Below are 10,935 nucleotides of genomic sequence, written 5' to 3'. Positions count from 1 at the left end.
GGGGGGGGGGCTGGGGCTTGGTCCCTCCTGGGGGGTGGGGTGGGCCCCCGCGGGGGGGGGCTGCCGCCGGCTTCCCCCCGGCTCTGTTGTCGACCGCCTGGATGTCGACCGCTTGGCTACGCCGCGCCGGGGCCGACGTCCGCGGTGGTGAGCGGCCGGTTCGCGATGGCGGCCGTCGAGTACTCGTCGGCGCCGACGTCACGCTTGCTGCCGCGGGACTGACCGTCGATGTCCAGCGTGACCGGTGCGGGCGACAGGGTCGCCGCGTCGATCGCGGGGCTGCCCGCGGCGAGCCGCGAGACGCCGTCGGTGCCCTGCACGAGCTTCGGGTCGACCCGCTGGAAGGCGCCGGCCGGGATGTTCCCGTTCCCGGCCGAGCCCCACAGGATGTTCCCGGACCACGTGAAGTTGCCCGTGGTGCTCATCGCGACCAGGTCGCCGTTGCCGCCGACGAAGAGGTTGTCCGAGATCGTGCAGTCGCGCGGTTCGATCGTCCGCTTGGTCTCGCCGGAGAGCGTGCTGCTGTTGTTCAGCAGCGTGTTGTGCGCGATGAGCACGCGGTCCGCCGCGTCGTTGCCGCGCCGCGATTCCTTCGATTCACCCGGGAAGTGGTCCCGGACGGAGCCGCTGCCGACGACCAGCGCGTTGCTGGACAGCCCGGCGACGTAGTTGTTGAGGATCTTGTGGTCGTTGCCGTAGATCCGGATGCCTTCCTTGCCGCCGAGGATGAAGTTGGATTCGACGACGGTCTTGTTCCCGTGGCGCAGCACGATGCCGCCCAGGCTGTTCCGGATGGTGTTGTTGCGGATGAAGTTGCCCGACGACTTGACCGAGATCGCCTCCGGGTCGCCGTTCGCGCGTTCGAACAGGTTGTACTCCACCGTGGCGCCGGCGGTGCTCAGCGCACGCGGGCTGACGCCGAGCCGGATCGGCTCGCCGCCGTTGTCCCCGGCGAAGGTGTGGTCGGAGAAGTAGTTCCGCAGGACGTGGACGCCCACCGCCATCTTGTCTTCGTCCGCGCCCTCGATGCAGAGCATGACGCCGAGCGTGGTCTTGTGGTGGAAGTGGTTGCGGTCGATCTTGCTGTAGTCGGCGCGGACCATCACCCAGTGCAGGTCCGTGATGTCGGCGAACTGGAGATCGTTGCGAGTCAGGCGGATCCGGGAACAGTTCGGCGGGATCTCCAGCGTGGTGCTCTGCCGGAGATTGAACCCGCTGATCGTGACGCCGGTGGAGTCGTCGAAGACGAAGCTCTGCTCACCGTTCAGGGTCACCCCGCCGGTGGACTGGGCGACGATGGTGATCGGCTGGTCCTTGGTGCCGCGCTTGCCCTTGATGCTGATCGGCTTGCCCGTCGGCACGGTGTAGGTGCCGTTGTTCACGGTGATGACCGCGCCCGCGGCCGCCGAATTGATGGCGTTCTGCAGTTCGGTCAGCGAGCTGACGTTCAGCGCGCACAGCCCGTGCGGCTTGGCCGACGCCGTTCCGGCGGTGACCCAGGGAACGGTGACCAGCGCGGCGCCGAGAGTGGCGCCGGTGAGGAACCTTCTGCGATCCATGATGCCTCCGTGCTCAATCGGTGGGGAGGGTTTCCGCGGCGGCGGGGCTGGTGAGGAACAGCTCGATCACCGGGACCGGGGTGTCCGGTTTCCGGATCGGGAGCTTGAGGGTGAGCGTGCCTTCCGGCTGCCCGCCCATCTGGGTGTTCTGCGCGGTCTGCCCGGGCTCCGTGTGCACCACCCGGATTTCCGAGGCGTCGTCGAGCAACTGGGCGTAGCGCACCCGTCCGGCGAGACCGGGCAGGTGGACGTGGTTCATCGGCCAGCTGAAGAGGTGCAGGTAGAGCCGGTCTTCACGCTGGGTGTAGCGGCCGTCGGCGGGCGGGGTGAACTCGGCGGGGCCGCAACCGCGGATGGACCGTTCGTGCCGGTCCATCCAGCGGCCGAGTTCGGCGAGCACCTCGTGCGCCCGCGGATCGATCTCGCCCCGGCCGTTCGGCCCGACGTTGAGCAGCAGGTTCCCGTCCTTGGACACGCCGTCGACGAGCATCCGGATGAGCAGTTCGGGGCTCTTGTAGTCGAGGTTGTCGCGGTCGTAACCCCAGCTGCCGTTGAGGGTCTGGCACGCCTCCCACACCACGGGGACGCCGTCGCGGGTCATCGGCCCGGACGGCTGGTACTGCTCCGGGGTGATGAAGTCGCCGGGGATGCCGGTGCGGTCGTTGACCAGGATGCCGGGCTGGAGTTCGCGGACCAGCGCGAGCAGGCCGGGGGAGTCCCAGTCGTCCGGCCCCTTGCCGCCCCACCATTCCTTGCGGCCCTGGTAGGAGAAGTCGAAGAACAGGTAGTCGATCTTGCCGAAGCGGGTGAGCAGTTCACGGACCTGGCCGTGCAGATAGAGCTGGTACTCGGCGATGTCGGCGTACTGGTGCGCCGCGATGTACTCCTGGTCGTCACGGCGGGGATGGGTGCCGTCGACGGGGAACGCGGGGTGGTGCCAGTCGATCAGCGAGTGATAGAAGCCGACCTTCAAGCCCTCTTCGCGACAGGCGTCGACGAACGGTTCGAGCAGATCCTCGCCGTACGGGGTGTTCGTCACCTTGAAGTCGGTGAGATCGCTGTCCCACAGGCAGAAACCGTCGTGGTGCTTGGTGGTGAGCACGACGTAGGTCATGCCCGCGTCCTTCGCCGCGCGAGCCCACGAACGCGGGTCGTACTTGTCCGGTTCGAAGTGGTCGAAGTAGACCCGGTACTGCTCGTCGGTCAGGTTTTCGCGGTTCTGCACCCATTCGTGGCGGGCGGCCAGGGAATACAGTCCCCAGTGGACGAACATCCCGAGCCGGTCGTGGGTGAACCAGGCGGTGGAACTCACTGCAGGATCGCTCCTCGAGTTTGTGGGTCAGCCCTTGAGCGCGCCCGAGGCGAGGCCGCGGACGAACGAACGCTGGAAGAACAGGAACGCGGCGACCGAGGGCAGCAGCGCCAGCAGCGACGCCGCCATGATCACGCCGGGCGTCACGTCCGCGTCGATGCGCAGGGTGCGCAGGGCCAGCGGCAACGTGTAGGTCGAGGCGTCGGACGAGACCAGCATCGGCAGCAAGTACTGGTCCCAGATCATCGTGAAGCCGAAGACACCGATCACGCCGAGCGCGGGCTTGCACATCGGCAGGATGATCTGCGCGAAGATCCGCAGGTCGCCCGCGCCGTCGATGCGCGCGGCCTCTTCGAGCTCGCGGGGCACGTCCTTCATGAACTCGGTCATCACCAGGATCGAGAAGGCCCACGCGCCGAGCGGCACGATCATCCCGGCCAGGCTGCCGATCAGGTTGATGTGCACCACGGGAAGGTCGGACAGGATCAGCGACAGCGGGATCGCGAGGATCTCCTCCGGCAGCATCAGCGTCGCCAGGATCGCGACCAGCACGAAGGTCATGAAGCGGAACTTCTTGCGTGCCAAGGCGTATCCGGCGAGCACGGAGATGACGACCTGCAGCAGCAGGCCGAAACCGACCACCAGGAACGAGTTCAGCAGGTACAGCCCGACGCCGTGGTCGAACGCGATGCCGAAGTTGTCCAGAGTGGGGCTCGACGGGACGACGCTCAGCGCCGTCGGGTCGGACACGTCGCTGAACGCGCTGACCAGCAGCGCCAGCAACGGGCCGGCGAACACCACCAGCAGCAGGGCGTACACGGCGTACTTCAGGATCCGTCCGCCCGGCGACTTGACGGCGTCGAGGCCGAGCGCCGAATCGTTGGCCGCGGTCATGCGTCTCGCCTCCGTCGGAGCACCTGGACGAACAGGGTCAGCACGAGCGTCGCGAGGAACAGCAGGACCGCTCCCGCCGCGCCGACGCCCAGCCGGTTCTGTTCCAGTCCGAGTTTGTAGATCAGGGTCATCGCGACTTCCGTGGAGCCGTTCGGCCCGCCGTTGGTCAGCAGGAACACCTCGGTGAACACCCGCAGGCCGCGGATCGCCGCGAGGACGAACAGGATCGAGAACACCGACCGCAGGCCCGGCAGCGTCACGTGGAGGATCTTGCGCCAGCGCGAGGCACCGTCCACAGTGGCCGCTTCGTAGAGCCCGCGGTCGATCCCGGCGAGACCCGCGAGGAAGATCATCATGTCGTACGGGGCGCCGCGCCAGATGCCGGTGATGATGACCGAGACCATCGACGTGTCGGGATCGTTGATGAAGCCCGACGGTCCCAGCCCGACCAGGCCGAGGATGGAGTTCAGCATCCCGTCCTCGGTCGGGTGGTACATGATCCGCCAGAGTTCGGCGACCACCGCGATCGGCACGACCACCGGCAGGAACGCCGCCGACCGCAGGAACTTCAGCCGCTTGCTCTGGCCCTCCATCAGCAGGGCGAGCGCGAGGCCGATGACCATCGACCCCGCCGTCTGGCCGATCGCGATCACGACGGTGTGCCAGATCGCAGAGTGGAACGCCTCGTCACCGAGGACGGTGCTGTAGTTCTCCCCGCCGACCCACTGGTTGCCCAGGTACGGCTGGACGTCCTGAAAGGACATCGTCACCGCGGTGATCATCGGGATGAACTTGAAGTACACGAACAGGATCAGGGCGGGGGCCAGGAACAGCCACGGCGTCCACCACTTCCCGTCGCGGTCGCTGCGCCTGCGGGCCTTCGGCGCGGGCGTCCGCTTCACGGCGGGACGGTCCGCGCCGACGGCCGCCGGCTTGGCGTGATCTACGGTCATGACGCGCTGATCCCCTGTTGCTGCAAGGTCGCGGTGAGCTTCGTGTCGAGTTTGGCCAGTTCCGCCTTGAGGTCGAGCTTGCAGTCGGCGACGAGCGCGCTGACGGTGTCGGCGGTGTCCTGGCGGACCGGCGTCCAGTTCGGGATGGACGGCGCGTAGTGGCCGGACTTGGCGTAGATCTCGGCGTAGGTCTTCCAGCGCGGGTCCGGGCGGACCTGGCTGATGTCGACGTTCTTGTTCACCGGGAGCTGCACGATGAAGGCCGATTCGCCCTCCATGCCGATCTTCTGGCCGTCGGCCGAGATCGCGAAGTCACCGAAGGCGTCCTGCCCGGCCTGGTTCGGCGAACCGGCCATCATGTAGATCGACAGGCCCTCGGCCAGGACGTCGGAGTTCTTGGCGCCCTTCGGCATCGGGACGACCTCGTACTTGTCCTTGCCGAGCGACTTGTCGAAGCGCGGCAACAGGTACGGGCCGACGACGTACATCCCGGCCTTGCCCGCTTCGAAGGTCTCGTTGGTCGCCGGGGTCGGCATGGTGACCGAACCGGGCTGGATCACGTTGTCCTTGCAGCCGAGGTCGCGGAACCACTGCGTCGCGGCGACGGATTCGGGCGTGCTCATCGACGGCTTGTACTTGCCACCACCGGCTTCGGTGATGAAGTCGCCGCCGGCGGCCCACAAGAAGTTGGAGAAGTACCAGGAGGCGTAGCCCCGCTTGGTCGACAGCGTCGCGGTCAGCCCCGCGGTGTCGTTCTTCCCGTTGCCGTCCGGGTCGCCGGTGGTGAAGGCCTTGGCGAGATCCGCCAGTTCGGCCCAGCTCTGCGGGACGCTCTTGCCGAGCTTCTCGCGCCAGTCCTTGCGGATCAGCAGCGCCGAGGCCTGCGCGCTGTAGGGCAGGCCGTACAGCTTGCCGTCCGGGGTCTGGTTCGACTTCAGCGCCTGCTCGGTGAGCTCCGAGGCGTGCTTGATCTTGCCCTGTTCGATCTCACGCACGAGACCCTGGCTCTTCAGCGTTCCGACCTGGGTGACGTCGTTCATCACGATGTCCGGCAGGTCGCGCTGGGCGGCGCGCTGGGCCAGCTTCGTCTCGAAGTCGTCGAAGATCGCGGTGACCTGCACCTTGAATCCCGTGGCCTTCTCGAAGGCCTCCGCGAGCCGCTTGGTGGCCTGCTCGCCCGCGCCGCCGGGAGTCGTCCGGGTCCACAGTTCCAAGGGTGCCTTGGTGTCCTGCGCGACGTTCGTTCCGGCGGGGCCTGCCGAGCAGCCCGAAAGGACCAGCGCTGAGACCGTGAGTCCCACGCCGATCCACCGCGTTTTCCGCATCGCTTCTCCTGTTCACTGTGGACCACGCTGTCTACTCCGGAGGGACGGTAAGCGCTTTCCCGGTGCCCGGTCAATGGTCCGATGATTACGAATTTCAATCGGCAGGGTTTGCCTCTGTATGGGACTGGCTGTCCGTGGACCGGGTCAGGCATCCGATGTATGGTCGCCGGCGGAGGTAGGGATGACCGAGCTGCAACACCGCCCGACAGCGCTTCTCGTGATGGAGGAACGCCGCCGCGACGACGTGTACCCCGAGGCGGTGCTGAAGGAGATCGGAACGCTGGTGGACCTGCGGGAGCCGCTCACCCGAGAGCGGCTGGCGGAGGATCCGGCGGCCCTGGAAGGGGTCGAAATCCTGCTGTCGGGCTGGGGTGCCCCGGTGCTGGACTCCGTCCTCTTGGGACACGCGACGGACCTGCGCGCCGTGCTCGTCGCCGCCGGTTCGGTCCGGCCGCTGACCACGCCCGAGTTCTGGGCGCGCGAGCTCCCGATCGTGTCCGCCGCGGCCGCGAACGCCGTCCCGGTCGCCGAGTTCACCCTGGCCCAGGTCCTCTTAGGACTCAAGCAGGTGCACCGGATCTCCCGCGAGATCCGGGAGCGGAAGGCGTACCCGCCGGACCCGAGGGTCGCCGGGGCGTATCGCTCCCGGGTCGGCCTGCTCGGTCTCGGTGAGATCGGTGCTCTCGTCGCGTCGCATTTGCGCGGTTTCGACGTGGAAGTCCTGGCGAGTGATCCCGTCGTCGACTCGGCGCGCGCCGCCGAGCTCGGTGTGCGGCTGGTCGGCCTGGACGAACTGTTCGCCACCTGCCCCGTGGTCAGCCTGCACGCGCCGCTGCTCCCGGAGACCGAGGGGCTGGTGAACGGGGAGCTGGTGGCCAGGATGGGCATCGGCGCGACACTGATCAACACCGCTCGCGGCGCCGTCGTCGACGAGCCGTCGGTCATTCCCGTGCTGGGCGAGCGGCCCGACCTGACGGCGATCCTGGACGTCACCTGGCCCGAACCGCCCGCGCCGGACTCGCCGCTCTACACGCTGCCGAACGTCGTGCTCACTCCGCACCTCGCCGGCGCGCTGGGCGCCGAACGGGCCCGGATGGGCGAGCTCGTGGCGGGGGAACTACGGCGGTTCGTGCTCGGCCAGCCGCTGCAGCACGCCGTCGCGCCGGACCGGGCCCACCTGCGGGCCTAACCTGACGGGGTGACGCTCGCCTTTCGAGAGACCGGCCCGCGGACCGGCGTGCCTGTGGTCCTGCTGCACGCCCTTGGCAGCAAATCCGGCACTTGGGACGATTTCGCGTCCCGCCTGGACCGCCGTGTCCTGACCGTCGACCTGCCGGGACACGGCGACAGCGCCCATGCGGAGAAGTACACACTCGAGACGATGGCCGACGCGGTCGCCGAACTGCTCGGGGACCAGGTGGATCTCGTCGGGCACTCGATGGGCGGCCGGGTCGCCGTGCTGCTCGCCCAGCGCCTGCCCGGACGAGTGCGGCGGCTGGTCGTCGAGGACACCCCGCCTCCTCCTATTGCGTCTTCTGAGCCGCTGTCACCCACGCAGGAGCCGTCCGAGCCGCTGCCGTTCGACTGGCGGCTGATCGACCCGATCATGACCGAACTCCGCACGCCCGACCCCGGCTGGTGGGAGCGGCTCGGCGCGATCACCGCGCGGACCTTGCTGGTCAGCGGTGGCCCGTCGAGTCACGTCACGCTCGACTCGCTGGAACGGATGCGGGGGTTGATCCCGGACTGCCGTCTGGTGACCGTCGAGGACGCGGGGCATCGGGTGCACTCCGTCAGGCCGGAGGAGTTCGCGGCGGTGGTGGGGGAGTTCCTCGGCCCAGGGTAGGCGTGCTTGGGGTTCAGGGAGCGTTGCGAAGGGCAGCCTCAGGGGATGTGCCTGTGGCCGTCCGGTCACCGGGCGCCACACTGTCGCCGACGAGACACGATTTCTGGCATCCAGGCGATGAATGTCAGTGGGGGCTGGAACAGTTGTCGCTATGGATGTACGAACCGTTGTTGTCGCAGGTGCCTCTCTCTCCGTTGAACTGTCCGGGCGAGGGACGTTACCTCCGCTTCTGCTCCTCCACGGCGGAATGGGGAGCACCGCCGACTTCGCCGAGCTCGTGCCCCTCCTTGCCGATGACCGCCGGGTGATCTGCCTGGACAGCCGCGGACACGGACGGTCCACCCTTGGCGAGGTGCCGTTGAGCTATCAGCGCCTCGAGCGGGACGCGCTCGCTGTCTTGGACGAGCTGGGCGTCGCGCGTGCCGACGTGATGGGATTCAGTGACGGAGGCATCGCAGGGCTCCGACTCGCCGCGCATCACCCGGAAAGGGTCGGGACACTGTTCACAATCGGTTCGGACTGGACCTTGCCGGAGGCGAGCCGCGCGTTCCTGTCGCAGGTCACCCCGCAGTGGTGGCGTGACCGCAACCAGAATGGCCCGTACTCCGAGGCGGCCTACATCGCGAAGAACCCGGAGCCTGACTTCGAACGGCTGGTCAGGGAGAACGTGGCCATGTGGATCGACGACACCAACGCGACCGGATACCCCGGCGAGGACATCCGGAAGATCAGCGCCCCGATCGTCATGATCCGCGGCGCCGACGACCGCCTCTCCAGCCACGATCTCGCCGTCGCTCTACAACAGAAGCTTCCAGGATCCGCGCTGCACGAACTCCCTGACGCCGGACACGAGGTCGCCGCCAGCCGACCCGCCGCCGTCGCCAAGATCGTTCGTGCAGCAAGCCGGGACCAGACTCACCCGGTCTGAGAATCGCCTCGGAATTCAAGAACTGCCGCTGCATGAGGTTCGAACTCGCCGGGCTGCTCCAACTGTCCAGCCACCTGACATTGGCCTGCCTCGTCGCGCGAAGTAGTCCAGCGCGTGCGAGCGGCGCTTGCCGTTCGGAGCCTCGAAAACAGTCAGAACGGCTGGAGCGGCCCCGAGGACCAGCGGAGACTGGGCCACCTACGCCGCAGAAGTCAGCCGCCGTCCGGAAAGGACATAGATGGTCATCGTCCGCCCCTGCCGGGAAAAGGATCTCGCGCTGCTGCGCGCGCACATCCCCACACCCGGACAACCCGACCGCCACGCCACACGATTCGAACGCCAGCAAAACGGTCACAGCACGTTCTTGATCGCCTGGATGGACGATCTGCCGGTCGGGGCTGGCGAAATCTTTTGGCGAGGCTGTTCCGCTCCCGAGATCAACCAGCACTACCCAGACTGCCCGGAACTCAACGGCCTGGACGTCTGGCCACCCGAACTCCGATCCCAGGGCATCGGCACAACCATCATCGCCGCCGCAGAGGACATCACCCGCCATCACGGCCATCACTGGATCGGCTTGGGCGTTGAGGACGGAAACTCCCGGGCCGCAGCCCTCTACCTGCGACTCGGCTACCAAGAAACCGGTCGTCGCTACCTCGATCGTTACACCTACACCGACAGCGACGGAACTCGACACGACATCGCGGACCCCGCACGGTTCCTCGTGAAGAGCCTCGACCGGACAGCAAGCTAACACCAGCCAACGAGCCCAACAACAGGATCGAAGCCGACAGAGGAAGAGTGGACCGAGTTCCAGCAGCACTTCCAGGCCAGGAAGCTCAGCCTCGGCGAGTGCGGCCGCCCCTACGGCACTCCTTGCCGGCACGAACACGCCTGCATCCGTTGCCCCAGCCTCCGCCTCGATCCCCAATCCCGCCCTCGGCTGGTCGAGATCGTCCGCAACCTCAACGACCGGATCACCGAGGCGCAGGCCAACGGATGGCTCGGGAGGTCGCGGGCCTGAAGACCAGCCGCGACGCCGCAGCTCGCAAGCTCGTGAACCTCGACTAGGTCCGCGATCGCCCATCAGCCGGTCCGGTCGACCTCGGGGGCCCGGCCATCAGCGACGACAGTGCCTAGTCCGGAAAAGCCACCTTCGCCCGGACAGGACATCCAATGTCGCATCAGTGACGCTGAACGTCTCAGATGCGACATTGGGAACGCGGCGTGTATAACACCCTATACTGCTCGGCATTCAAAGGCGGCCGGGATCGGTCGCCAGCTCGCTGAGCGTGTGGTGCGGATCCTCGGTCAGCCGCCGGGTCCGGTGGTCGAGCAGTCCCCAAGTCGACTCGATCCGCGCGGCGAGGACGCCGTCGGAGCGCAGGAAACGCTGGTGGACGCGCCAGGTCTTGTCAGGGCCGAAGTCGCCCTGTACGAAGGTGACGCCGGCTCGCCGCAGGTAGGCGACCCGGGCCTGGTCGGCCCAGTCGTGATAGGCGATCGCGGTGACATGGCCGTTGAAGTCGGTGTCAGCGGGGCGCGGGGTCAGGGTCACGGTGAAGGCCGTCATCTCAATGATGTCCACTGTGGACAGGCACGACGAAGTTCACCGTCTTCTCGTCGAGGATCTTGTGCGTCGGATCGGCCAGTCCGATCCACACCTTGTGCGGGCCCGCCGGCAGGGACTGGATGATGAGCGGCTCGCCGCTGCCGTCCGCCCAGTGCCACGCCGCGTCGTCGACGGTCACGTGGATGTGGCCGATCCGGGGCGAGACGTCGAGGGCGGCCGGGCCGTACACCGGCACGATCCGGAGGTTCTCCGCCCGGTACCGCAGCACGACCAGGCCCATCGCGAGTTGCTCGGGAAGCGGCGCGTCCACGACCAGCGACGGCGGAGGCTGCGAGGGCAGCGGCACCACGGGAGCGGGCGACCAGTCGGCGGCGACGGCGGCCGGGGCGGCAGGCACCGGTGGCGCGGGCGGGGGAGCGCTGCAAGCGGCGGTGGCCAAGACGGCGGTGAACAGGGCGGAGGTGAGGGCGAACTTCCCAAGAGCGGGCATGACTTCACGCTAGGAGCGTCCCCGGGACCTCGGCGCCCGTCGGACGACGTCATCG

The 10,935-nt window shown here is 67.7% G+C and carries 11 protein-coding genes; 4 read left to right on the top strand and 7 right to left on the bottom strand.

Translation table 11 applies throughout. The annotated features are described in order from the left end of the window. Window positions 1–116: 116 nt before the first annotated feature. From ACFWMR_RS26895 to ACFWMR_RS26875, 5 genes are read right to left on the bottom strand one after another with little or no spacing between them, the layout of a single operon-like run. A complete protein-coding gene (locus tag ACFWMR_RS26895; protein ID WP_378380366.1) occupies window positions 117–1,559 on the bottom strand; it encodes a chondroitinase-B domain-containing protein in 1,443 nt (480 codons plus the stop codon). 13 nt (window positions 1,560–1,572) lie between these two features. Beyond that, window positions 1,573–2,871 carry an alpha-L-fucosidase gene (locus ACFWMR_RS26890; protein ID WP_378380365.1) on the bottom strand — a complete coding sequence of 433 codons (1,299 nt, stop codon included), beginning with the start codon at window positions 2,869–2,871 and terminating at the stop codon, window positions 1,573–1,575. Window positions 2,872–2,898: 27 nt separating this feature from the next. After that, window positions 2,899–3,765, bottom strand: coding sequence for a carbohydrate ABC transporter permease (locus ACFWMR_RS26885; protein ID WP_378277537.1), 867 nt, complete (start codon window positions 3,763–3,765; stop codon window positions 2,899–2,901). Beyond that, window positions 3,762–4,718 carry a carbohydrate ABC transporter permease gene (locus tag ACFWMR_RS26880; RefSeq protein WP_093933792.1) on the bottom strand — a complete coding sequence of 319 codons (957 nt, stop codon included), beginning with the start codon at window positions 4,716–4,718 and terminating at the stop codon, window positions 3,762–3,764. The genes ACFWMR_RS26885 and ACFWMR_RS26880 overlap by 4 nt, the downstream gene beginning before the upstream one ends. Then, window positions 4,715–6,043 (bottom strand): sugar ABC transporter substrate-binding protein, encoded by a 1,329-nt coding sequence (locus ACFWMR_RS26875; RefSeq protein ID WP_378277535.1) that lies wholly within the window; start codon window positions 6,041–6,043, stop codon window positions 4,715–4,717. The genes ACFWMR_RS26880 and ACFWMR_RS26875 overlap by 4 nt, the downstream gene beginning before the upstream one ends. 181 nt (window positions 6,044–6,224) lie before the next feature. Between ACFWMR_RS26875 and ACFWMR_RS26870 the strand changes: the two genes are divergently transcribed. From ACFWMR_RS26870 to ACFWMR_RS26855, 4 genes are all read left to right on the top strand, one after another. Then, entirely contained in the window at window positions 6,225–7,232 is a 1,008-nt protein-coding gene (locus ACFWMR_RS26870; RefSeq protein ID WP_378380364.1) for a hydroxyacid dehydrogenase, read from the top strand. Between the two features lie 9 nt (window positions 7,233–7,241). Then, window positions 7,242–7,889: an alpha/beta fold hydrolase gene (locus ACFWMR_RS26865; RefSeq protein ID WP_378380363.1), complete on the top strand. Its 648-nt coding sequence runs from the start codon at window positions 7,242–7,244 to the stop codon at window positions 7,887–7,889. A gap of 151 nt (window positions 7,890–8,040) precedes the next feature. After that, the gene (locus ACFWMR_RS26860; protein WP_378380362.1) at window positions 8,041–8,817 is read left to right on the top strand and encodes an alpha/beta fold hydrolase; all 777 of its coding nucleotides are present in this window, start codon (window positions 8,041–8,043) and stop codon (window positions 8,815–8,817) included. Window positions 8,818–9,055: 238 nt separating this feature from the next. Continuing rightward, window positions 9,056–9,571 carry a GNAT family N-acetyltransferase gene (locus ACFWMR_RS26855; RefSeq protein WP_378380361.1) on the top strand — a complete coding sequence of 172 codons (516 nt, stop codon included), beginning with the start codon at window positions 9,056–9,058 and terminating at the stop codon, window positions 9,569–9,571. 501 nt (window positions 9,572–10,072) lie between these two features. Here the strand turns inward: ACFWMR_RS26855 and ACFWMR_RS26850 are convergent. Both ACFWMR_RS26850 and ACFWMR_RS26845 read right to left on the bottom strand, forming a co-directional pair. Continuing rightward, window positions 10,073–10,390: an acyl-CoA thioesterase gene (locus tag ACFWMR_RS26850; protein WP_378380359.1), complete on the bottom strand. Its 318-nt coding sequence runs from the start codon at window positions 10,388–10,390 to the stop codon at window positions 10,073–10,075. A 1-nt stretch (window position 10,391) separates the two neighbouring features. Further along, window positions 10,392–10,880: a DUF6130 family protein gene (locus tag ACFWMR_RS26845; RefSeq protein WP_378278076.1), complete on the bottom strand. Its 489-nt coding sequence runs from the start codon at window positions 10,878–10,880 to the stop codon at window positions 10,392–10,394. Window positions 10,881–10,935: the final 55 nt, after the last annotated feature.

The organism is Amycolatopsis thailandensis (genome assembly GCF_042723255.1).
GTDB lineage: Bacteria > Actinomycetota > Actinomycetes > Mycobacteriales > Pseudonocardiaceae > Amycolatopsis > Amycolatopsis thailandensis.
This window is presented reverse-complemented; position numbering and strand designations above follow the sequence as displayed.

Coding starts and splice junctions, on each gene's coding strand:
- ACFWMR_RS26895 (WP_378380366.1), bottom strand. CDS start 1,559: ATGGATCGCAGAAGGTTCCTCACCGGCGCCACTCTCGGCGCCGCGCTG.
- ACFWMR_RS26885 (WP_378277537.1), bottom strand. CDS start 3,765: ATGACCGCGGCCAACGATTCGGCGCTCGGCCTCGACGCCGTCAAGTCG.
- ACFWMR_RS26880 (WP_093933792.1), bottom strand. CDS start 4,718: ATGACCGTAGATCACGCCAAGCCGGCGGCCGTCGGCGCGGACCGTCCC.
- ACFWMR_RS26875 (WP_378277535.1), bottom strand. CDS start 6,043: ATGCGGAAAACGCGGTGGATCGGCGTGGGACTCACGGTCTCAGCGCTG.
- ACFWMR_RS26870 (WP_378380364.1), top strand. CDS start 6,225: ATGACCGAGCTGCAACACCGCCCGACAGCGCTTCTCGTGATGGAGGAA.
- ACFWMR_RS26860 (WP_378380362.1), top strand. CDS start 8,041: ATGGATGTACGAACCGTTGTTGTCGCAGGTGCCTCTCTCTCCGTTGAA.
- ACFWMR_RS26855 (WP_378380361.1), top strand. CDS start 9,056: ATGGTCATCGTCCGCCCCTGCCGGGAAAAGGATCTCGCGCTGCTGCGC.
- ACFWMR_RS26850 (WP_378380359.1), bottom strand. CDS start 10,390: ATGACGGCCTTCACCGTGACCCTGACCCCGCGCCCCGCTGACACCGAC.
- ACFWMR_RS26845 (WP_378278076.1), bottom strand. CDS start 10,880: ATGCCCGCTCTTGGGAAGTTCGCCCTCACCTCCGCCCTGTTCACCGCC.